This is a genomic window from Limnohabitans sp. Bal53 (assembly GCF_003063355.1).
Lineage (GTDB): Bacteria > Pseudomonadota > Gammaproteobacteria > Burkholderiales > Burkholderiaceae_C > Limnohabitans_A.
In genome coordinates this window covers 329,879-351,255 of the sequence record NZ_NESH01000004.1, presented here as the reverse complement: position 1 = coordinate 351,255, position 21,377 = coordinate 329,879, and the positions used below count along the sequence as shown (strand labels likewise).

At 54.4% G+C, this 21,377-nt stretch carries 18 protein-coding genes and 1 pseudogene; 11 read left to right on the top strand and 8 right to left on the bottom strand.

Annotated features, from left to right (window positions below; translation table 11 throughout):
- The first annotated feature begins 1,706 nt into the window (after nucleotides 1-1,706).
- The 6 genes from B9Z50_RS12895 (at nucleotide 1,707) to B9Z50_RS12870 (ending at nucleotide 8,008) form a co-directional block, all read left to right on the top strand.
- Nucleotides 1,707-2,393, top strand: a complete 687-nt coding sequence (locus B9Z50_RS12895) for a GntR family transcriptional regulator (protein ID WP_100174496.1) — start codon at nucleotides 1,707-1,709, stop codon at nucleotides 2,391-2,393.
- 51 nt (nucleotides 2,394-2,444) lie between these two features.
- The gene (locus B9Z50_RS12890; RefSeq protein ID WP_108364980.1) at nucleotides 2,445-3,263 is read left to right on the top strand and encodes a phytanoyl-CoA dioxygenase family protein; all 819 of its coding nucleotides are present in this window, start codon (nucleotides 2,445-2,447) and stop codon (nucleotides 3,261-3,263) included.
- Entirely contained in the window at nucleotides 3,260-4,126 is an 867-nt protein-coding gene (locus tag B9Z50_RS12885; protein WP_108285765.1) for a phytanoyl-CoA dioxygenase family protein, read from the top strand. Before B9Z50_RS12890 ends, B9Z50_RS12885 begins: the two co-directional genes overlap by 4 nt.
- 381 nt (nucleotides 4,127-4,507) lie before the next feature.
- Nucleotides 4,508-6,037 (top strand): NAD(P)/FAD-dependent oxidoreductase, encoded by a 1,530-nt coding sequence (locus B9Z50_RS12880; protein ID WP_108364932.1) that lies wholly within the window; start codon nucleotides 4,508-4,510, stop codon nucleotides 6,035-6,037.
- Nucleotides 6,038-6,061: 24 nt separating this feature from the next.
- The gene (locus tag B9Z50_RS12875; protein WP_108364929.1) at nucleotides 6,062-6,976 is read left to right on the top strand and encodes an SDR family NAD(P)-dependent oxidoreductase; all 915 of its coding nucleotides are present in this window, start codon (nucleotides 6,062-6,064) and stop codon (nucleotides 6,974-6,976) included.
- Between the two features lie 45 nt (nucleotides 6,977-7,021).
- On the top strand, nucleotides 7,022-8,008 hold the full coding sequence (locus tag B9Z50_RS12870; RefSeq protein ID WP_108364927.1) for a tripartite tricarboxylate transporter substrate binding protein: 987 nt from the start codon (nucleotides 7,022-7,024) through the stop codon (nucleotides 8,006-8,008).
- Nucleotides 8,009-8,139: 131 nt separating this feature from the next.
- Here B9Z50_RS12870 and B9Z50_RS12865 read toward each other — a convergent pair whose 3' ends face one another.
- Both B9Z50_RS12865 and B9Z50_RS12860 read right to left on the bottom strand, forming a co-directional pair.
- Nucleotides 8,140-8,823: a Crp/Fnr family transcriptional regulator gene (locus B9Z50_RS12865; protein ID WP_108364925.1), complete on the bottom strand. Its 684-nt coding sequence runs from the start codon at nucleotides 8,821-8,823 to the stop codon at nucleotides 8,140-8,142.
- A gap of 306 nt (nucleotides 8,824-9,129) precedes the next feature.
- Nucleotides 9,130-9,630, bottom strand: a complete 501-nt coding sequence (locus B9Z50_RS12860) for a tyrosine-type recombinase/integrase (RefSeq protein WP_233249857.1) — start codon at nucleotides 9,628-9,630, stop codon at nucleotides 9,130-9,132.
- Here B9Z50_RS12860 and B9Z50_RS12855 point away from each other — a divergent pair.
- Nucleotides 9,598-9,918, top strand: a pseudogene (locus tag B9Z50_RS12855) (electron transfer flavoprotein subunit beta/FixA family protein); the annotation flags it as partial. The gene B9Z50_RS12860 and the pseudogene B9Z50_RS12855 overlap by 33 nt on opposite strands.
- A gap of 17 nt (nucleotides 9,919-9,935) precedes the next feature.
- Nucleotides 9,936-10,868, top strand: coding sequence for an electron transfer flavoprotein subunit alpha/FixB family protein (locus B9Z50_RS12850; RefSeq protein WP_108364923.1), 933 nt, complete (start codon nucleotides 9,936-9,938; stop codon nucleotides 10,866-10,868).
- Nucleotides 10,869-10,952: 84 nt separating this feature from the next.
- Here B9Z50_RS12850 and B9Z50_RS12845 read toward each other — a convergent pair whose 3' ends face one another.
- A complete protein-coding gene (locus B9Z50_RS12845; RefSeq protein ID WP_108364921.1) occupies nucleotides 10,953-11,861 on the bottom strand; it encodes a LysR family transcriptional regulator in 909 nt (302 codons plus the stop codon).
- Nucleotides 11,862-12,026: 165 nt separating this feature from the next.
- On the opposite strand from B9Z50_RS12845, the gene B9Z50_RS12840 reads away from it, so the two are divergent.
- A complete protein-coding gene (locus B9Z50_RS12840; protein WP_108364919.1) occupies nucleotides 12,027-13,001 on the top strand; it encodes a tripartite tricarboxylate transporter substrate binding protein in 975 nt (324 codons plus the stop codon).
- A 36-nt stretch (nucleotides 13,002-13,037) separates the two neighbouring features.
- Here the strand turns inward: B9Z50_RS12840 and B9Z50_RS12835 are convergent, their stop codons facing one another.
- From B9Z50_RS12835 to B9Z50_RS12825, 3 genes are all read right to left on the bottom strand, one after another.
- A complete protein-coding gene (locus B9Z50_RS12835; RefSeq protein ID WP_108364917.1) occupies nucleotides 13,038-13,496 on the bottom strand; it encodes a cupin domain-containing protein in 459 nt (152 codons plus the stop codon).
- Nucleotides 13,497-13,510: 14 nt separating this feature from the next.
- A complete protein-coding gene (locus tag B9Z50_RS12830) occupies nucleotides 13,511-15,220 on the bottom strand; it encodes a sulfatase-like hydrolase/transferase (RefSeq protein WP_108364915.1) in 1,710 nt (569 codons plus the stop codon).
- A 556-nt stretch (nucleotides 15,221-15,776) separates the two neighbouring features.
- Nucleotides 15,777-16,661 (bottom strand): LysR family transcriptional regulator, encoded by an 885-nt coding sequence (locus B9Z50_RS12825; protein ID WP_233249855.1) that lies wholly within the window; start codon nucleotides 16,659-16,661, stop codon nucleotides 15,777-15,779.
- Nucleotides 16,662-16,793: 132 nt separating this feature from the next.
- On the opposite strand from B9Z50_RS12825, the gene B9Z50_RS12820 reads away from it, so the two are divergent.
- On the top strand, nucleotides 16,794-17,279 hold the full coding sequence (locus tag B9Z50_RS12820) for a DoxX family protein (RefSeq protein ID WP_108364911.1): 486 nt from the start codon (nucleotides 16,794-16,796) through the stop codon (nucleotides 17,277-17,279).
- A gap of 50 nt (nucleotides 17,280-17,329) precedes the next feature.
- The gene (locus B9Z50_RS12815; RefSeq protein ID WP_108364909.1) at nucleotides 17,330-18,142 is read left to right on the top strand and encodes a dioxygenase; all 813 of its coding nucleotides are present in this window, start codon (nucleotides 17,330-17,332) and stop codon (nucleotides 18,140-18,142) included.
- Nucleotides 18,143-18,174: 32 nt separating this feature from the next.
- Here B9Z50_RS12815 and B9Z50_RS12810 read toward each other — a convergent pair whose 3' ends face one another.
- Complete coding sequence (locus B9Z50_RS12810) at nucleotides 18,175-18,813, bottom strand: trimeric intracellular cation channel family protein (protein WP_108364907.1); 639 nt, start codon at nucleotides 18,811-18,813, stop codon at nucleotides 18,175-18,177.
- A gap of 527 nt (nucleotides 18,814-19,340) precedes the next feature.
- Nucleotides 19,341-20,366, bottom strand: a complete 1,026-nt coding sequence (locus B9Z50_RS12805; protein ID WP_108364905.1) for a tyrosine-type recombinase/integrase — start codon at nucleotides 20,364-20,366, stop codon at nucleotides 19,341-19,343.
- Nucleotides 20,367-21,377 lie beyond the last annotated feature (1,011 nt).

The following is a 21,377-nucleotide window of genomic DNA, read 5'->3' as shown; positions in this document are numbered from 1 at the left end:
CCGGCGGTTGCACTCCACGTTGGGCTACGTCAGTCCGATGCAGTTTGAAAAACGCTGGGACGCGGCACAGCAATTGAAGGCCGCATAATGAAGTGGCTAAGCGGTACGTCAAACAGGGGCAGGTTCAAAGCCACGGGCACTGGGCATGTTTAAGAAGTTGATCAATCAACAAATGTTCATGTGCGGCGATTGCATGCCGTCCAAGTCTGCATAAGGCAGTGCTCCTTTGCAGCTGGCACCCGTGCGGGCATCAAAAAAGCCCTACAGCGCGTTTTTTCTTGAGCTCGCTGGGCTGGGTAGCTGGAGTCATTTCAAAACAAACGTAGCGTTTTTTCAAGCCGAGAACAGCGCCTGCTGCGTCTGCGCAGAGACAAAAAGCAATGCCGCATTGACACCATGTCGGCGTCACTGAGAACAGATTGAATTTGAGTTGTTTGATTGTTCCGAAATCTATGAAAAGACATCGAAAAATCTATGAGAAGTAGTAAACCCGGACCATACTACTTTAAACATCAGAAAAAGCACTTAGAGTTTCCTCTAAGTGCTTGATTTCATTGGGAATTTTTTGGTGGGCGATGCAAGTTTCGAACTTGCGACCCCTGCAGTGTGAAAACGCCAACATTTCACCTTTTTCCCTTTTAAAAACAACAACTTAGCTGTTTTTGACTGGGTCAAAGTAGTATACTAGTAGTATACCCATGTAATTACAAAGTGATATTAAAATCTCACTTCTGTGACGCTGACTGTAAACCAGTGTCATTTCTTTTTACGGTGCTGTTTTTTAAGCACCTCTTACATGGTCATTGTGGCTCAGAAACGGCTCAATGTATATAGAGTTTTGGTTCGAAAAGGCTCGATGTATATAGATTTTTACGCAGCAAACCGGCAAAGTGTATGTAGTTTTGTTTCGCGCTGAACAATGTATATAAAGTTTTGATGGGGACCATTAAGCGCCCTCTTCCACTGAGTCTGACGCCAAAGAATAGCGTCTAGTTTCTGCTCACCTGATAGCAAGCATCATTTATTTTTACGCTGCAAATTTTTCAACTCACAACCTTTTATCTGACCAGCTTCATAGCCATCGCTCAAAGTATATGAAGTTATGAAGTTGAACCTCGCACGATCCTCGACTTTGCAAACGATCAAAGAGGAACGACCCTTTTGTTCAAATCGGCCAGAAACGTATGAATTCGGATTTTAGAATGACTGCAATGCAGCGATAGCTGCCGGCCGTGTCCCGCAGTCACTTGTTAGCTTTATGCAAGAAGCAGTCACTCAAATTCAGTCGTCAATATTAGGTCCGCTGACCGCTTTCAGGTGACCAGCTGACACTAGCAAAGCTCTGGATCGCTTCAATGTGATGACAGTCCGCTTTATATGGGTGCGACCGGGTACTAACGACCCAAAGCGGTCTTCACGGTGAACCAGCCCCTGACTCAGATACAGCGATAGCGGTCGGTCGTATCCGACAGTAACTTCTTGCCTTCAACTCAGAAGCAGGCACTCGAATTCAGTCGTCATTGCTTCTTCCGCTGACCGGTTTCATCTGACCAGCTGACAGTTGCAAAGCGCTGGATCGCTTCGAGGTGATGACGATCCTTTTATATTGGTGAGATGGGTAATACTGACTCAAAGCGGTCGTGCCACCATCCTAAATGCCTCGTGAGTTGTAGTGTCGGGGATTTTCTTGTGGCACCATATTGATTATGACCAGTCGACCTCGCGCACTCTCGAAATCGCCTACTCCTAGCCAGGTGCCGCCCTCACTCAACGAGGAAGCTTATCGCCTCATTGAAGAGATGATCGTGACTCTTGAACTCGCGCCGGGCAGCGTGGTGTCTGAGGCCATGCTCAGCGAACGCATCGGCATTGGGCATACGCCGATCCGTGAAGCCTTGCAGCGTCTGGCGCGCGAACATCTTGTTCAGATCTTGCCCCGTCGCGGTGTGGTGGTCACCGCCGTCGACGTGGGTCATCAACTCCAAATCCTAGAGACACGGCGCGAACTCGACCGCCTTATTGCTCGATCTGCAGCTACGCGTGCCACTCTGGCAGAGCGCGAGACCATGGCTGCCATTGCTCAGAACATGGAGACTGCTGTGAAGTCTGACGACCTTGTAGCATTCCTGAAATGGGACAACGAAATGAACAGGCAGTCAGCACACAGCGCTCGGAACATTGTGGCTGCTGCGGCCGTGTCCGCTCTGCACTCGGCCTCACGGCGTTTCTGGTTCTACCATCACCATGATCAAGTCAACGCGACACTGCGTCTGCACGTGGCCCTTGCACGTGCGATGGCCTCCGGCAAATCTGACAAAGCTGCCGAGGCAAGTGATCGGTTGATTGATGATCTTTTCGGTTTCGCCCACAGGACCCTGATTACCCGCACTTGACAACTGGCATACCAGTCACATACCATGAACTCCTGTTTAAGGAGTTTGCCAGTGCGCCTCACCCATCTGCAGATCGAAACCTACCGCCGTGATGGATTTCTCACCCTTGATGGCCTTTTTTCTGCCCCTGAAGTAGCGGCCATGAGGGCCGAGCTTGAGCGAATTCAAGAGATCGACACCGATCACTTGGTACGGGAAAAGGGAAGCAATATTGCCAAAACTATCTATCGGGTCCACGAGCAAGACGGACCTACAGGTTCACCGGTGTTTCATGCCGTCTCGCGTACTTCACGCATGCTCGAGCCCGCACAGGATCTGCTTTCCGAGCAGGAGCTCTACATCCATCACACCAAATGCAATTTGAAGACCGCCATTGACGGTTCGGTGTGGGCGTGGCACCAGGACTACGGAACTTGGAAGCGAGATGGCATGCCTGAGGCACGTCCAACTACAGCGTTGGTCATGTTGGACGAGCCAACAGAAATGAACGGGTGCTTGTACTTCATTCCGGGCAGCCACAAAGAGAGCAATCTAGAGCCAGAATTCAACGACGCTACGGGCTACAAGTTTTATGTGACGCCGAAGGACAAGCTGCTAGAAATCATGGCTCGCAGCCCCGCACCGGTGGCGATCACTGGCAAGCCCGGCACCGTGGTGTTCTTTGACTGCAATATTCTGCACGCCTCGGGGCATAACTTGTCCCAGCACAATCGTTGGGCGATTTATGTGGTCTACAACCCGGTATCAAACCGGTGCAACGACGTTCCCAACCCACGTCCTGACTACGTACGGTCAACCAATACAAAACCACTCATCAAGGGAAGCGACCATATTTTCCCGCTTACAAGCTCGACGCAGGAAGCCGGATGAATACCCGCCATCAACGCATCCTTTCCCTTGAGCAGATCGGGGACTACCGCGATACGGGTTATCTCAATCTCCGTCAGGTACTTGATCCCAAATTGCTTGCGAGGCTGATCGCGACCACTGAGCGACTGTACGATGAGGGCCGATCACTCCAGCAAAAGTCAAAACATTACGACCTAGAGCCTGCGCATACCGCCCTTGCGCCACGTATCAGGCGTATCTCCAGCCCAACCGAACTAGATTCGGTGTATGTTGAAGCCGCTTTCGATTCGATCCTGGGTGACATCGCCGCAGACCTGCTTGGTGGAGCGGTCAAGTTTTACCACTCGAAGATCAATTTCAAACTGCCTCATGGAGGTGCAGAGATTGGCTGGCATCAGGACTGGCCGGTGTTTCCTCACACCAACACCAATCTTGTCGCTCTGAGCGTACCTTTGAATCCGTCCCGCGCCATCAATGGCTGCCTTCAGACGATCCCCGGCAGCCACAAGTTGGGGCCGCGCAGTCATTGGGAAAACGGCATCTATAAACTCAATTGCAACCACACGATGACGCGGGAAGACTTTGAGAACGTAGTCGACAATGAGCTGGATGTGGGAGATGTGGTGGCACATCACGGCCTCGCAGTGCACGGCTCCAGTCAAAATCGCTCGGACACCTTGCGCACGACCTACATCATTCAGTACGCCGCTGCTGACTCATTCGCCTATACCGCACCCGTTGTAGACAGCATCCATCGCAACCAGATGGTCAGGGGCGAGCCGGCTACTCATGCACGCGTGGAAACTGGAATCATTGAATTACCGCCGGATTTCTCGGCGGGATATTCAGGCATATACGCTTTGCAGACGGCCGGGAAGAACTAGGGCTTTTCGATAAGTACATCGGTGGAGCCACCTCCAGCAATGATTGAAGCACCCGACCCATTACGGCCATCAACTCTAGGTGCCATAACGGCATAATTGCAGCGATAGGCGACGTCCATCACTCGGCCGCTATGGTCCGGACACGACCCAAAGCAGTCATTCAGCTATTTTTTCAGAGTTGTCATTTCATCGATGGCGAATGGTCACGTGAACATGGCAGTACGGCCTGTTAGAGGAAGCACCGTTCGATTCGATTGATCTATGAGGTCCAATTAAACGCCACCGTAAATCCTCAGACTGCTCAAACACGACAGTCTTACCCATGCCCTTGCCACCAAACTGAAGTCACAGCAAAAGCTGTACTTCAGCAAGGTTCGCAGCATGATTGAAAACACCCCCGATAACAAAGAATCAGATAAGGACGTAGAGCCATACGATGTGGTCATTGTCGGTGCCGGTATATCTGGCATTTGCAGTGCTCATGCTTTACGCCAGGCATTTCCCGAGAAGCGATTTCTGATTTTGGAGTCACTGGAAACATTCGGTGGCACCTGGCGAATTCACAAGTATCCAGGTACCCGCTCAGACAGTGACCTCTTCACATTCGGCTATGGGTTCAAACCGTGGATCGGCAATCCGATTGCGACCCGGCAGCAGATTCTGGATTACTTGGGCTCCGTGATCGCGGACGCCAATCTGGCACCCCACATCCGTTACAAGCACCGCGTTCGTTCTGCCAATTGGTCAAGCACATCGAACACTTGGTCTTTGGAGGTCGAGACCGCTGAAGGCCAGAGACGGATGAACATCCAGACGAATTTTCTCTGGATGTGCCAAGGCTACTACCGCCACAGCCACGGCTATACGCCCGCATGGCCGGGCATGGACCAGTTCAAGGGACAGGTGATTCACCCGCAAAACTGGCCAGAGGACTTGGATCTCACCGGCAAACGCGTCACCGTCATTGGCTCTGGCGCGACAGCGGCCACACTGATCCCGGCCATGGCCGGGCAATGCGCGCATGTCACCATGCTCCAAAGAACGCCGACTTACTTTGCAACGGGCCGCAACAGCGATGCACTGGCCGAAGAGTTGCGCAGTCTGGGCATTGATGAAACGTGGATTCACGAAATCATGCGCCGAAAAGTGGTTCGCGAACGGGCCGACATCATTGAGAAAGCCAAAAACCATCCCGATGTGATGAAGAAACACCTGATCGCGGGTGTCAAGGCTAGCCTGCCTGAAGGCTTTGATGTCGATAAACATTTCACCCCGCCCTACAGACCATTTCAGCAAAGGGTGGCTTTTGTGCCTGACGGTGACTTGTTCAAGGCCTTCAGCTCAGGCCAGGCCTCGGTGGTCACCGACCATATCGAGTGTTTCGATGACAAGGGCATCCAGCTGAAAAGTGGTGAGCGCGTCGATTGCGATGTCGTCGTTACCGCCACAGGTTTTGAGTTGTCCGTGATGGGAGAAATTCCGTTTTCCGTTGACGGTCAATCTGTCAACTTTGCTGAGACGGTGAGCTACCGAGGGATCATGTTCACCGGCGTTCCAAACATGGCATGGGTGTATGGCTATGGGCGCTACAGCTGGACCTTGCGCGCAGAACTCATTGCCCAATTTGTCTGCAACTTGTTGCAACACATGCAAGAGCACCATTTGGCCAGCGTCAAGCCGGCCATCCGTGCGGAGGACACCGACATGCAATTGCTGCCGTGGACCGATCTGCAGGACATGAACGCCGGTTATGTCTTGCGCGGCGTGGACCGCATGCCCAAACGCGGCAGCAAGCCGGAATGGCAGCACAGCCAGGACTACCTTTATGAGAGCGAAGTCTTGCCGAACGTGGACTTCTCGGATGAGATTTTTGTCTACGCGACCTCAGGCCAACACGCACAGCACGCTTGATCAACCTCACCTCGGAAATCAATCATGAAAAACTTCACCGGAAAAGTGGTCGTCATCACGGGCGGTGGCTCGGGCATTGGCAAAGCATTGGCCATGGCCGCCGCCAAGCGCAGAATGAAATTGGCTTTGCTCGACATCCAAAGCGATGCCTTGGCCCAATCTGTGGATGAATTGCGCCAGATGGGCGCCGAAGCGGTAGGCATCACCGCCGACGTCTCGGATGCTGCAGCGATGCAAACCGTTGCCGACCAAATTGAAATCCATTACGGCGCCATCCACTTGGTCTTCAACAACGCAGGGGTGACATCGTCAGGCCCGGTTTGGGAAAGCACTGAAAAAGACTGGGATTGGCTGCTGGGCATCAACCTCAAAGGCGTGGTCAATGGGGTGCGCAGCTTCACACCCAAAATGCTGGCAGCAGCAGCCTCAGACAAAGCCTACGAGGGCTGTGTGGTCAACACGGCTTCTTTGGCGGGCATCCTGGCAGGCCCGGGCATGGGCATCTACAGTGTCTCCAAGCATGCGGTCGTTGCGCTGTCGGAGTGCCTGCACTATGACTTGCAGCTGGTATCTCCTCAAGTCAGGGCAGCTGTGCTTTGTCCCTCCTATGTGCCTACAGCGATTGGCAACTCCGATCGCAACAGGCCGACTCACCTTGTGAATGAAAAGCCACCCACCAAGGCGCAAATGGCATCTTTGGCGGCCGCGCAGCAGGCCGTGGCTCAGGGAAACATCACTGCGACAGAAGTGGCAGAGATCACCTTCAAGTCCATAGAGCAAGGATGTTTTTACATCTTCCCGAGTCCCGAAGGCCTTGCTTTGTTCAAGCTACGCTCGGACAACATCCTGAATCAAGTCACACCAGAGTTCCCGTACGAGCTGTTTCCTGCGATGAAAGATCGACGTGATCGCATGCTGGCGGCGCAAGCCAAAAACTGAATTTCCCTGACCTTTTCCAACATACTCAACCAAGGAGACATAACCATGATTCGCTTTTCTCGCCGCTCTATACATTTTGCAACACTTGCACTCGTTGTCTCGGGATATTGCGCATCCGGCTCAACATTCGCGCAAGCAACTTATCCCAACAAGCCCGTCAAAATCGTGTTGCCTTACCCCGCTGGCGGTGGTTCAGACGCCGTGGCTCGGATGATCGCAGACAAGCTTCAACAGACTTGGGGCCAGCCCGTGGTGGTGGACAACAAACCCGGTGCGTCAGGCATCATCGGCACACAGCAAGTGGTCAGAACGGCGGCCGATGGCTACACCTTGCTGTACCACAACACGGTGCTGATTCAACAGCCATCGATGATGGAGAAGCTGCCCTACGATCCATTGAAGGACCTGCAGCCTGTGACTGTGACCTTGAAGACCAACAACCTCTTCGTTGTCCCAGCCAGCTCGCCTGCCAAGACGCTCAAGGAGTTCATCGATCTGGCCCGTTCCCAGACTGCGCAAGGCAGCTATGGCAGTTACGGCATCGGCAGCGCAGCGCATTTGAATGGCGAACTGTTCAAGCAACAAACCGGGCTGGATTTGACGCATGTGGCTTTCCAGGGTTCGGCTCCGATGATCACCAACCTGATTGGCAATCAGCTGCCCAGCGCATTCATCGATATCCCTTCGGCACTGCCGCACATGAAAAACCTGCGAGCGCTGGCCATTGCGGGCACCCAACGCCCCCCAGAGTTGTCGGGTGTCCCCACTTTCACGGAGCTGGGTTACAAATCGTTTGAGCCCATGGGCTGGCACGGGCTGTTCTTACCAGCCGGCACGCCCAGCGCCATTGCACAGAAGATCAGCAAAGACGTGAATGCCGTCCTGCAAATGCCTGACGTGCTGGCACGCCTGAAAGCCATGGGGGTGGCACCTGGTGGTGGTACGCCTGATGAGTTTGCACAGGTGATCAAGGCCGACGCAGCCATTTACGCAGACATCACAAAAGCCGCCAATATTCGTATCACGCAGTGATCAATCCGCTCATGCAATGATGCATCACTGCATCGTTGCATGAAAAGTGGCAGATCAAGGCAGGAACTCGTTTTGGGAGGGTGTAAGCATCTGGTTCGGCAGCGCGCTTCCAGCACCCCGATGTTTACGCTTTAAGACTCTGCCACGATCCGGCGCAATGCCGACAGATTGCGCAAACGGATGCGACCGTAGGTCAATGTGAGGATGTTTTCCGACTCCCACTGCTTGAGCAAGCGGTTGACCGTCTGCCTAGAGGCTCCCAACATGCGACCGAGCTGTTCTTGTGACAAATTGAGTTCGGTCGGATGGCTGGCTGATGTGTGCTTGGCCATGTCAAGTTCCGCCAGCAAACGGTCAGCCAAGCGAACAGGAACGGGCCGAAGAATGGTGGCTTCGATCCGTTCGATGGCCCATTTGTAGCGTCGGCACACCAAGTGCAGCAGTTCGCTCAAAAATTCTTTGTTGTCGTTGACCACATCAAAGAAGTGCGTTTTAGACACCACCATCAACTCCGTCGGGACCAGTGCTTTGGCGTCATGTACACGTTCTTGTTGAATGATCAGAGTCAATTCACCGAACCACATGCCAGCCTCAGCGATACCCAAAACCGCTTCCCGGCCAGCCGATGAGGCGTTGCTCAACTGCACTGCGCCCGACTTCACGAAATAAACCGCGTCGGGCGCAGAGCCTTGGTGAAAAAGACTTTCGCCCTTGGCAAATCGTTTCAATCGAGCTTTAGCCAAAAGTTGTTGAGTCAGTTCACGTGAAAGGTCGTATTCATCTGGTGCAATTGCTGCGAGATTTTGAGAAGCCATCTCTGTATGTCCTTGAAATCCATCTCTGCATCAAGATGATTTTTGTGAATGATTGAAGGCGCATCAACATGCACAAGCAAGAGATATCAGGGTCTCGGTCATTAGATCAAATTATTTGGCATGCAGATGGCAATGCAGAGACACGAACACGTGTTGACTCACTTATCAATCAATTATTTTCGTATTTTCAAGGCGCCCATGCTGCTGACTGCTATTGGCCGCAAGCACCGTTCCTTGCTGTCTCCACATAGCTGCCATTCAAGGCTACAACCCCGGTGCCGGAATCAAGGCCGCCACCGGTGACCCTCAGATTTCAGTTTGCTCGGAGATTTCGAGAGCGTCATCAACCTCGATGCCCAAGTACCTAACGGTCGACTCCAGCTTGGCGTGACCAAGCAAAAGTTGCACTGCTCTAAGGTTCTTGGTGCGTCGGTAAATCAACGTCGCCTTGGTCCTGCGAATCGAATGGGTTCCATACTCGGAACGATCCAGACCAAGCTCGTCCACCCAGTGCCCAAGAATCCGGGCGTACTGCCGAGTACCCAGATGGGGTGAATCGTGGAGCCTGCTCGGGAAAAGGAAGTCCTCGGATTTCAATGCCGCCAGCTTGATCCACGCCTGCAAGGCTTCCCTTGTCACTGCTGTGATTTCGAATTGCACCGGACGCTTGGTCTTGTGCTGCATGACGATGGCTCGGGTGGCTACTTGCTCACCATGGGACACGTCACGGACCTTTAGTGAAACGAGGTCACATCCGCGAAGCTTGCTGTCGATGCCAAGGTCGAGATCGTGGACGGCAAAGCCCATGTCACCCGCGAGATCGATGGCGGCTTGGAAGTGTTGAGCATCAGCCTGCCTGCGGTGGTGACCACCGACCTGCGCCTGAACGAGCCGCGCTACGTGACGCTGCCCAACATCATGAAGGCCAAGAAAAAACAGCTCGACACCTTCAAGCCCGAAGACTTGGGTGTCGATGTGGCCCCCCGCATCAAGACCCTCAAAGTGGCCGAGCCTGCCAAGCGCAGCGCCGGCATTAAGGTGCCCGATGTGGCCACGCTGGTGGACAAGCTCAAAAACGTGGCCAAGGTCATCTGACCATCCAAGGAAATCTCATGACTTCTCTCGTTATTGCCGAACACGACAACGCCTCCATCAAAGGCGCAACCCTGAACACCGTCACGGCCGCTGCAGCGTGTGGTGGTGATGTGCATGTGCTGGTGGCGGGTCACAACGCTGCTACCGCTGCGAAAGCCGCCGCCCAAATCGCAGGCGTGTCCAAAGTGATCCACGCCGACAGCGAAGCCTTGGCGCATGGTTTGGCCGAAAATGTCGCTGCGCAAGTGTTGGCGATTGCCGCCAACTACAGCCACATCCTGTTTCCCGCAACCGCTGCAGGCAAGAACGTGGCCCCTCGTGTGGCTGCCAAGCTTGACGTGGGCCAAATCAGCGATGTGACACAAGTCATCTCCGCCGACACCTTCGAGCGACCCATCTACGCAGGCAACGCCATGGCCACCGCGCAAAGCACTGACGGCACCAAAGTCATCACCGTGCGCACCACGGGCTTTGACGCTGCTGCCGCAACCGGTGGCAGCGCAGCAGTGGAAAGCGCAGCCGCACAAGCTGACAGTGGCAAGAGCAGCTTTACGCGCAGCGAGATCGCCAAGAACGATCGCCCCGAGCTGACCGCTGCCAAGATCATCGTCTCCGGTGGCCGCGCTTTGGCCAGTTCTGAGAAGTTCAACGAAGTGATGACGCCCTTGGCCGACAAGCTGGGTGCTGCCATCGGCGCCAGTCGCGCCGCGGTCGATGCCGGATACGCGGCTAACGACCTGCAAGTGGGCCAGACCGGTAAGATTGTGGCGCCTCAGTTGTATGTCGCGTGCGGCATTTCGGGTGCGATCCAGCACTTGGCGGGCATGAAGGATTCCAAGGTGATCGTGGCGATCAATAAGGACCCCGAAGCACCGATCTTCAGCGTGGCCGACTTTGGCCTTGAAGCCGATTTGTTTGCGGCTGTGCCTGAACTCGTACAGCAAATCTAAACCACTACGAAAGCGATCAGTTGCTCCCAACGTGACGACTGTTTATCTATCCTAACAATACATGAGGTAGTGTCACGATATGTATTACAAACCTGATTGACGCACCGACACCGATTCCTGCAAAAAGGTATCCAGCAGTCGTTGAGCTGGTAAGGACAGTGGCGTATCGGCGCGAGAAAAAATGTGGATAGTGGTTGCCGGCAAGGTCTCTTGCAAACTGAGCGCTACCAAGCCCATGCGTGGGCCGTGAGTTTCGTAAAAGAGTTCAGGAACGATTGCCAGCGTGTTCATGCTCGGCAATACCGCCAACAACGTTGAAAATGACTCGCAATCTACCGTCACCCTTGCAGGCGGCAGACCACGCTGCTCAAACCCAAGGTAAATGGGATCCCCCGGCCCGAGCCTGGGGCCTGAAAGAAGCCAAGAAGCCTCTATCAAATCCTCTAATCTTCGTGCCTTGGCCAAGCCATGCCCCTTTTTGGCAACAATAACGGATGGACTGGCGACCAGCGCACGCGCCTGCAAATCTCTGCCTACGCCGGCTGGTGGCAGCGGACCCAGTGCCAAATCGAGTTCGCCAGAACGCAATTGCTGCAAGGCTTTTGGATACAAAGCATCGACAAGCTGTACACGCACATGCGGCCAACGCGATTGATAAGTCGAAACGGCATTTGCTGCCAACATCAGTGCAGCAGCAGGAGAGATACCAACGCTTAGGGTGGTTTGTGTGTCATTTGTCAAAGCAGCTACATCTTCGCGAGCACGCTCAATCTCTCGCACCACGGTAGACGCTCGTGCGGCCAGAATTTCACCTGCTGGAGCCAACCGAACACCTTTTGGCGAGCGCACTACCAGTGTTGCCCCGAACTCGTCCTCTAGTTGCTTCAAGGCCTTGGTCAAGGCGGGCTGGGTGACGTTCATGGTGGCTGCCGATGCCCGCATGCTGCCAGTCTGCGCGAGTGTCAGCAGCAGCTGAAGTTGTTGCAATCTCATAGATAAACCTCTTCTGATAACCCATGGTAATCGTCTTTACCAAATGCGATTGGCCGATCACACGTTGTGCCGATAGCATGGTTTTGGCTTTCTCGAAGTTATGTTGATGCATAACAAAAGACAGACCCATTTGGCGCAGAACCACATAAACACAAGGATGGAGACATGATCAAACGCAGACACCTGATTGGCCATTTGGCCGCAGCCCCGTTTTTGGCTAGCCTGCCAACCATGGCACAAAGCTACCCGGACAAGCCGATTAAGATTATCGTGCCCCTGCCGCCGGGAAGTCCCCCGGATGTGCTTGCACGTCACCTGGCCGATGCCGTGAGCCGCAACTGGAAGCAACCTGTGATCGTGGAGAACCGCCCGGGTGCAACGGGCATGATCGGCATGCAAGCTTTGGCACGATCGGCTCCCGATGGTTACACCATGGGCGTTATGTTCCTGACACACACCGTGCTGCCCGAACTCATCGGCCCCCTGCCATACAACACCGCAGCTGACTTTGCACCCGTGGCCAATCTGGTGTGGCTTTACAACGTGCTGGTGGTGCCCGCATCGTCCAGCATACAGACTCTGCAAGACTTGGTCATCCGGGCTCGCAGCGAACCCAATGCCTTGAATTACGGCTCAGGAGGTAACGGCTCCCCCGCTCACTTGGTGGCCGAATCCTTTAGCCAGGCCAGCAATGTGAAAATGACGCATGTCCCATTTAAGGGTCCAGCCGAAGCAGTCAACGCACTATTGGGCAATCAGATCACCGCCATGTTTGCCACGGTACCCAACGCTGCTGCACTGGTGCGTTCGGGCAAGCTGCGTGCGATTGCCGTGACCAGTCCACAACGTCTGAGTGCCCTACCCAATGTGCCTACACTGGCCGAATCCGGTGTATCCGGCGTGGAGGTGAAGGAATGGGAAGGTCTGGTCGCACCAGCGGGCACACCCAAGGCCATCACCGACAAATGGAACCAAGAGTTGTTCCAAGTGCTGGCCTCTAGCGATTTGCGCGCCAAACTCGCCGACCTGGGCATGTCGGTCGTGCCCTCACACCCCAGCAGTGACTTTGCAGATTTGATCCGCAAGGAACTCGATCATTGGGGCAAGTTCGTCCGCACGACGGGCATGCGCCCCAGCTGACCGAACCCGATGGCCCGGCTCAGCCGGGCCACCGTTTTATCGCGCCGATGAAATAGGCTGCTCAAAAACCACCCCAAATTCAGGCGAAATTTCCGTCACCTTGCGTGGGTTGGCAATGTTGTGAATGCGCCGGTACAAGGCTGGCAACTCGCCTGCAGGCTCAGCCCAAAAAATGGCTTGCACCACCTTGCCACTGTTGTTGTAGAAAGCATGTGGGATTCCCTTGGGCAGGTAACCGATTTCACCCGTACGAACAATTGTTCGTACACCCTCAATTACCACTTCCACCGAGCCATTGAGTGGACTTAGATACTCGTCTTGCTCAGGGTGCGTGTGCGGTGGAACAAAGCTTTCCTCTGGAAAGGTGGCATGCCATACAAACTGCTTGTCATCGTATTGCTTTGGCGTGTAAACCTGGCCCATGATGTTCCAAGTCACACCATCGATGCCAGTGGGTGAATGGTCGCAATCGGGGAGTTGGGAAGCGTGGCTCATGACTTTCTCCGGTATCAGACTTTTTCGGTGGCGACGTGCTGACCTGTCAGGCGATCGAGCGCTTCCTTGACCAGCGGGTTGTGGCTTGCATAACGGGGCTTGAAGGTCTGCCGCTGAGCCCGCAAATCGTCCTCATCGGCATAACCGATCAAAATTCCGTTTTCGGCAATGCGCGCCTGAATCTCGGTGTTTTCGATCATTTCGTCCGACACCGTGACACGCTGGCGAGGACGTCGGGCCCACTCGAACAGGGCTTCGTGCAGACGTGCACGTTGTCGAACATGCTCGGGATCAGCCGAGGTGCCCAAATCGGTCAGCTCGTGGGGATCAGATTGCAGATCGAACAACATGGAGCGGTGGCCTTCGCACAGGACGTATTTCCAGCGGCCATCAAAGGCCATGCGCATCCAAGAGTCAATCGGCGGTTGCTTCAGTTCTATGCGGGCGTCCTGGAAGGCGTAGTCGCATTCGCAGACAGCAATGTTGCGCCAATCGGTCGGCGTCTGGCCAAACAACAAAGGGCGCAACGAGCGGCCATCCATGATGTGGGGAACGGGGTTGCCGCCATACACATCCAGGAAGGTGGGCGCGATGTCCACCGCCTCGACCAAGGCCTGGCAGCGCGTGCCACGGGTGGCATCTGCACGGGTATCTGGGTCGTAAATGATGAGTGGGGTGCGGACCACCGGCTGGTGAAACAGCTCCTTGTCCCCCAGCCAATGATCACCCAAAAAATCGCCATGGTCCGCGCAGAACACGATCATGGTGTTGTCCATCAGGCCGCGCTCCTCCATGAAGGCGAAGAGCTTGCCCATCTCGTCGTCAATCTGCTTGACCAGGCCCATGTAACCCACCATGACCGCATCTCGGACGCCAGGCTTGGCAAAGGTACGCGAGACCCGGTGGTGGGTCATGGCAGCATAGACCGGATGCGGGTCCTTGAGCTCTTCTTCGGAACGCACCACGGGCAATGCATCCTCGGGTTTGTACATGCCGGCATAAGGCTTGGGCACCACATACGGCCAGTGAGGCTTGATGAAAGACAGGTGCGCGACCCAGGGCTGATCGCCCGCCTCGCGCATGAAGTCCATGGCCCGGCGCGTGGTGTAGGGCGTCTCTGAATGTTCGTTCGGGATACGGGCAGGCAAATGGCTGTACTTCAGGTACCAACCCGAGCGGAACTGGCCTTGCTCGTCCACCACGGTGTTGGCCCATTCCTCCCAAGGGTTGTCGCCCCCGAAGCCCTGTTTGCGCAGATAAAGGTTGTAGTTGGGGTTGGGGTCATGGCCAGAAAACGGATGAATGCCATCGTCGCGCTCGTAAGGGTCAAAACCACATTCGGCGATGCGGATACCTATTTGCGATTCGGGATCGATACCCAGACGCGACATGCCGGACGAATCACCGCGCATATGGGTCTTGCCAATCAACACCGAACGCACACCCAGTGGCCGCAGGTGATCACCAAGTGTCATCTCGCCTGCCTTAAGGGGCACAAAGTTCCAGCTAACGCCATGCGACTGCATGTAGCGACCTGTGTAATAGCTCATGCGCGAAGGACCGCATACGGGAGACTGCACATAGGCGTTATCAAAAATCACGCCCCGCTTGGCTAGCCCATCCAGATGGGGTGTCTGCAGCTTGGGGTGCCCATAGCAAGACAGGTGATCGGCACGCAGCTGATCAGACATGATGAAGAGTATGTTCTTGACGCGTTGAGTCATGACTGCGGGCCTTGAGCAGGCACAAATTTACGATGACTCATGCTAGACATAGCGTAGCCAGTAATCCAATCGTATTTTTTAAAGCCGATTACCAAGGGTTATCGGCTTGAATTTCAATGAGATCTAGCCGCATACCTGAGGCATCAAACGGTCAAAAAAAAGAAGCACGCCTGTGATGCAAGGCTCACCTAGCGATCCAATCACTCAAAGTATCCGGGGAAAATTTCGGCATAAGTCACAGTCACCGGTCTATCCATCACAACTGACTCTCGCTGGTGGTTATTTTCTTGCAGGTAGTTTGGGTACACATGACTCGTTTTTGTCTCAGACCATCGCACACGAAACCAAGAAAGTGCAACCTGTCGCCTCAACAGGATTCTCAGACTGAGAGAGCTGAGAAGAGCTCCGACGGCGTATCCGTGCTTGCGTCAAAAACGATTAAGCCTCTGCAACGTTTTCTGTGGGTCGAAAAATAACCACCTTAACCACCTCATTGATCTAGCAGGCATGCGTTGAAGACTGTCCGACTTGTTCTCAGTTTTGAATGGTAAGCAATCTACAGATAACCCCACGGCGCCTCTCTCAACCGGGCATCAAGAAACTCGACCAAGGCGCGCACCTTGGGCAACACGAATTTGCGCGTGGGATAAACCGCGTAAATACCCAGAGTCACCGCCTGAAACTGCGGCAGGATCTCCACCAGTTCACCCCGGCGCAGTTCCTCGGCAATCAAAAATGTGGGCTGCAGCTGGATGCCCGCACCCTGCACGCTGGCGGCGATGCAACTGTCGCCGTTGTTGGACCACAGGCGAGGTCGCACCTTCACGCTCACAGGGCCATCAGGCCCAACAAACTGCCATTGATCACCAGTGGCCAACAGGCTGTAGCCCACCACATCGTGCGCAGCCAAATCCCTTGGGTGCAGTGGAGTGCCTTTGCGCTGCAAGTAATCTGGCGCAGCGCACAGCACCAACCGCGTGCCCGCGATTTGCCGCGAGATCAGACTCGAATCTGCGAGGCGGGCGATGCGGATGGCCATGTCAAAGCCCTCGTCCACCAGATCGATGACACGGTCGGCCAGCTGCACATCCAGCTTCAATTGCGGGTGCAAAGCCAGAAACTCCGGCCAGAGTGGCGCCAAGTGGCGAATGCCGAAGCTGACAGGCACGCTCACCTTGAGCAGGCCGCTGACGCTGAGGCTGCGTGTGGAAATCTCAGCCTCGGACGCCTCGATGCTCGACAGGATGTCCCGGCAGCGGCTGAGGAACACCTCTCCCTCGGGGGTCAAGGAGAGCCTGCGCGTAGTGCGGTGCAAGAGCCGCACGCCCAAGCGCTGCTCCAGCTCCGACACGTAGCGCGAGACAGCTGCTTTAGACATGCCCAGACTGTCCGCCGCTGCCACAAAACTGGAGGCCTCCACCACGGAGGTGAAGACACGCATTTCCTGATACTTGTCCATTGTTCCGATATTCTAAACAGTCGGTTCCTCTATGGATTGTTTATCTTTGTTTGATGAGCCAATAAAGTGGGGTCCATGCCCGCAGTGCGGGTCTAACCCCTGAAAGGATTCGCGATGTCAACTTCAATCAACGCTCTCAAACTCGAGGATGCTTCCGGCACATCCGTCATCCAGCGCGTGCTGACCACCGAAGCCAGCTTGGCACCACTGGCACTGCGTATCCCTGTCGGCATCATCTTTGCCGCGCACGGTGCACAAAAACTCTTTGGTGCGTTTGGCGGCTATGGCCTGGAAGGCACCGGCCAGTTCTTCGAATCAATTGGCTTGACCCCCGGTTATCTGATGGCTTTGCTGGCTGGCGGCGCCGAGTTTTTGGGTGGCTTGGCTTTGATCCTGGGCTTGCTGGTGCGTCCGTCGGCATTGGTGCTGGCCTTCACCATGCTGATCGCCATCGTCACAGTTCACTTGGACAAGGGCTTGTTCATGGCCAACAACGGCTATGAATTTGGTCTGGCTCTGTTGGCCATCAGCGTTGCACTGGTCTTCTCGGGTGCGGGCAGTTTCTCAGTTGATCGGACCCTTAGCCGTTCGTCCAAATAATTGCGCACGTTGCTCAAGCGCCTCTTGCCCTGTATCTTTTGGAGAACCACATGAACCGCTGGCCATCTCTGTTCGTCTCACACGGCGCACCGACCTACGCCATTGAGCCCGGTCTGGCCGGTGCGCAGCTAGGAGCGCTGGGACGCTTGCTCGGCAAACCCCGCGCGATTGTGGTGGTCTCGCCGCACTGGATGACCTCGGGACTCGAGATCTCCGCCACCGAACGTCCCCAGACGGTGCACGACTTTGGTGGTTTCCCCCGTGCACTGTATGACCTGCAGTATCCGGCACCAGGTTCACGCGCGCTGGCCCTGCAGATCCAGCAGCAACTGGCCAACAGTGGCATGCCAGCTCATCTAGATGTTCTTCGCGGTCTGGACCATGGCGCGTGGGTGCCTCTGCTGCATCTGTACCCCGATGCGGACGTGCCAACCTTGCAGGTGTCCTTGCCCTACGATGCCAATCCGAACAGTGCTTTTGCGCTGGGTCAGGCTTTGGCACCTTTGGCAGATGATGGGGTCCTGATCATCGGATCGGGCAGCCTCACCCACAATCTTGACGAGGTCCGCATGAGCGCGTCGGAGGGGGATGCTGCCGCCTATGCACAGGAGTTCTCGGCCTGGATTCGTCAGGCGGTGGCGGCCGGTGACTTAGCCCGTTTGCGCCAAGCGTTGGATTTGGCACCACATGCTGCCCGCGCCCACCCGACCACGGAGCATTTCCTGCCTTTGCTTGTGGCAGCTGGGGCTGCGCTGGCGCACACGCCCGTGACGGTACTCAACGGTGGCATTCGCCACGGTGTTTTGGCGATGGAGTCGTATGTATTTGGGCAGGCTTTAGACCTTGAATTCGGGAAACCCTAGTCTCCGCCAAACCTGAATTTTTACAGCACCATTCAGGCACGCCACGCTGGTAATTGCCAGTTGCGCCAAAGAGCCAGTGCGCGAAGGCCGACGGTGACAACAAGACATCCCAGCAAGGCTATCCAGCCTGGGGAGTCTGCGGACCAAAGAGCCACATAAGTCCAACCACCCGCAAAAGAACACACCGCATAAGGACGGTGGTCTTTGAAGGCTTTGGGAATCTCGTTGCACACCATGTCCCGCAGTACACCGCCAAACACGCCCGTGATCAGACCCATTAGCACTGCGACCACTGGTGGCATGTTTGACTGCAAAGCCTGATGTACGCCGGTGGCAGTAAACAGTCCTAGGCCTAGTGCGTCGTGCCAGAGTATTGTTTTTTCAGTGACCTCAAAATGCTTCTGACGCATGAATAACATTGCCAAAACACATAGAGCCAGAACACCCCAAAGAATTTCGGTGTGACGCACCCAAAAAAACGGCCGCTGATCAAGTAACAAGTCGCGCAAAGTACCGCCACCAAACGCTGCCAAGAAGGCAACCACACACACGCCTACCGCATCAAGCCTTTTGCGCGCTGCCTCCATAAGCCCTGATAAAGCAAAAGCAGCGGTGGCTGACAGCTCGACCAGCAGGCGAAGGGTGTCTCCCCATGATTGAAGTGCGTACATGCCAGGATTATGTTGCCTTTAAAAGTTGCCATAGCCTTAGCTTTGGATTAGCGGGTCAAGTACCCATTACCCAAACCGCAAGCAGTCGTTCCCCGGATCTATCGCAAACTGTCCTTTGAACTGTGACTGCTGTGTGCTTTAGACCGGTCACGTGATGCGCTGCATAGCGAACGACAGGTTATGGCGGATGCAAAAAATATATCGCATAGCCGGGATGTCCGAGTTCAGCCTGAAGAGGTCACTTGATTGCGATGAGATTTCATCTTGGTCTGCTCTTACAGCGCAATAGTCACTAAGCGACCATGCTGGGTTGAGCCGCGCTGATGAAACACTGAACGACTTCCACTGTGCTTGTTGCGCCCCCAAGAGTGACATGTAGAACGGATAACCTTTTAGTACATATATTTAGATCTTGAAATGGCTCCGTGCGCATAAAGTTCTGTTCATCGAACCTGGTGTGTATCGAACTTTTTTCGGCCAATCCAACGGTCACTAACCGCGCCATCGGAAGCGCTCAAAAAAGTTTGTCAGACCGCTATTCGGTTAAGAACGTCAAGCTTTTGTTCAAGGGTATAGCCCACCGTGCCGTAGTTATTGAACTCAGAGCCACCACTGGAGTGACCGGTGATGCTCTCGGCCAAACGCGTGGGAATATCGTTACAGGCCTTCATCCTGTCGATCAGGGCATGACGAAACATGTGACTTCTGAAGTCTAGGTCGGCCAGGTATTTGTTCATGATGGCCGAGCAACTGTTGCTGCCATGGTAGTGCGCATACTGCGGCACCAGCCATTCACTGCCTTCGCACTTGGCCATCTCCACCAGTCGCTTGGCCGCAAACAGCGACACCCCTACCAACGGCACTGCCCGGATGCTGCTCTTGTTCTTTCGATTGGAGAGAACATTTTTGCGGATCCAAATGTGCGGAATCGGGTGATCAAAAACACAATCCTCAACACGGGCGTACACAGGTTCAGACAGTCTCAAGCCCGTATTCAACTGGATCAGCCCAATGAACTTGTAGGGCTTGAACCGCGTCATCAACTTTTGTTTGACTGCCAGCAACAAGTCATTGGTAATGACAGGCATTGGCCTGCGCTCATCTTCACCGGAAATTTTCAGAGCACGGAATGGGCTCAGTCTGTCTATGTCCAAACATCTGAATGCCACATTGAGCATGGCGTTCAATATTGCTGTTTGCTTGCGGACCGTCACGGGTTTCAAACCCAAACTCAGCAAATGGTCACGAAAAATACAGGCATGCGCATAACGGAGATCACAGAGGTACAAATCACCCACCAAGGACGAAAAGCGCTTGAACACATGCAGCACATCGCCCTTGAACTTTCGGCCGTCACCTGCATCACTTTCATGAAGGTAAATCGCCACGGCATCTGAAAGTTTGGGTTCGGCATGCATTTCTTTGCGGATGAAATAATTGCCAATCAGCTCCGCAACGAACGACTCATCAAAGTCGACACCCCTTACCCGAACCAACCGCCGCAAGACGGCTTCTGGAGTTGATTTAACAATCTCAGAGTGACCGTCACTCATACTCAAAATAGTCAATTTGCATCCAACAAATTTACTGTCAAAGACGCAGATGGACAACCGGATTTAGATGAATTTCCAGAATGATCTGGACAGAAAAACCACGAAGTTTTCTACCCTAACCAAGCCCTACAACACCCCTCATGCAGGCCTTGGATCCGTGTCGATACCGGAATCCAAATCAGCCGGGTAGCGCTTGTTTTATGCGTTGCAAGATGCCCGATTTAATGAATACCCAATAGAGCCAACAGACTTTGCCCTTGGGTGTGCACGAACCATTTTTGCTATGCCTGTCATCCCCTTGACCAAAGATTTTAAAAACGGCCATATTCGGGGCCAAAACCCCGCGTTTTCGGGTCTTTCGACGGTTTATCGTGGCAAGTTAGCCTGGCTTGACCCCATCGTTTGTTGCTGCAACCCATAGGCATCGGCCTGGCTGAAGCTGCTTGAATGTGTTGGCCTGAGTACTGGCTGTGAGCTGGGCAATGGTGGGGGCCTGTTGGGGGTCACTACCCTCGCCTGCTGGGGTATTAGACTTTTGGGTGGGGGTGGTTTCGGGGCTGGTGGTTTTGGCTTGGGGGCTGGTGGCTTTTTCGGAACAATCTTTTTAGGCTTGATCCTCTTAGGCTTGGGGGTGGCTGCAGCTTGTGCTTTGAGCCTTGCCTGCTCCTTGGCCTGGGCCAGCACAGCTGACCAAACGTTGTCTGAAATCAATCGCCAAAGAGCAAGTTGATCGTCCGCACTGGCTATTTCGTTAAATCGCATAGTTGCTCTCCTTTCTCTATATTTATTTAGCAAAAAGACGACATCTCGTCCCCTCAATTTCGATCTGCTCATAAATAAAAATATGCTGATCAACGAACTCGTCAAACCCAAGACTCCAGACCAATTGAAGCTGGACCAACTTCGCGCCACGAGGGAACGCGCAACCACTGCTGTTCAACAGGAGCGAGAACGACAAAAGACACAGCGGGCCCAAAAAGCGCTGCAGTTCTTGACCAAGCCTAAGTCCCC

Bases quoted from the DNA above. Each gene is read 5' to 3' on its own strand.
- B9Z50_RS12885 (WP_108285765.1), top strand. From the start codon at position 3,260: ATGAATACCCGCCATCAACGCATCCTTTCCCTTGAGCAGATCGGGGAC.
- B9Z50_RS12810 (WP_108364907.1), bottom strand. From the start codon at position 18,813: ATGTACGCACTTCAATCATGGGGAGACACCCTTCGCCTGCTGGTCGAG.
- B9Z50_RS12860 (WP_233249857.1), bottom strand. From the start codon at position 9,630: ATGGGCTTTGCCGTCCACGATCTCGACCTTGGCATCGACAGCAAGCTT.
- B9Z50_RS12815 (WP_108364909.1), top strand. From the start codon at position 17,330: ATGAACCGCTGGCCATCTCTGTTCGTCTCACACGGCGCACCGACCTAC.
- B9Z50_RS12845 (WP_108364921.1), bottom strand. From the start codon at position 11,861: ATGAGATTGCAACAACTTCAGCTGCTGCTGACACTCGCGCAGACTGGC.
- B9Z50_RS12805 (WP_108364905.1), bottom strand. From the start codon at position 20,366: ATGAGTGACGGTCACTCTGAGATTGTTAAATCAACTCCAGAAGCCGTC.
- B9Z50_RS12895 (WP_100174496.1), top strand. From the start codon at position 1,707: ATGACCAGTCGACCTCGCGCACTCTCGAAATCGCCTACTCCTAGCCAG.
- B9Z50_RS12880 (WP_108364932.1), top strand. From the start codon at position 4,508: ATGATTGAAAACACCCCCGATAACAAAGAATCAGATAAGGACGTAGAG.
- B9Z50_RS12840 (WP_108364919.1), top strand. From the start codon at position 12,027: ATGATCAAACGCAGACACCTGATTGGCCATTTGGCCGCAGCCCCGTTT.
- B9Z50_RS12870 (WP_108364927.1), top strand. From the start codon at position 7,022: ATGATTCGCTTTTCTCGCCGCTCTATACATTTTGCAACACTTGCACTC.
- B9Z50_RS12825 (WP_233249855.1), bottom strand. From the start codon at position 16,661: ATGCGTGTCTTCACCTCCGTGGTGGAGGCCTCCAGTTTTGTGGCAGCG.
- B9Z50_RS12820 (WP_108364911.1), top strand. From the start codon at position 16,794: ATGTCAACTTCAATCAACGCTCTCAAACTCGAGGATGCTTCCGGCACA.
- B9Z50_RS12865 (WP_108364925.1), bottom strand. From the start codon at position 8,823: ATGGCTTCTCAAAATCTCGCAGCAATTGCACCAGATGAATACGACCTT.
- B9Z50_RS12850 (WP_108364923.1), top strand. From the start codon at position 9,936: ATGACTTCTCTCGTTATTGCCGAACACGACAACGCCTCCATCAAAGGC.
- B9Z50_RS12835 (WP_108364917.1), bottom strand. From the start codon at position 13,496: ATGAGCCACGCTTCCCAACTCCCCGATTGCGACCATTCACCCACTGGC.
- B9Z50_RS12875 (WP_108364929.1), top strand. From the start codon at position 6,062: ATGAAAAACTTCACCGGAAAAGTGGTCGTCATCACGGGCGGTGGCTCG.
- B9Z50_RS12830 (WP_108364915.1), bottom strand. From the start codon at position 15,220: ATGACTCAACGCGTCAAGAACATACTCTTCATCATGTCTGATCAGCTG.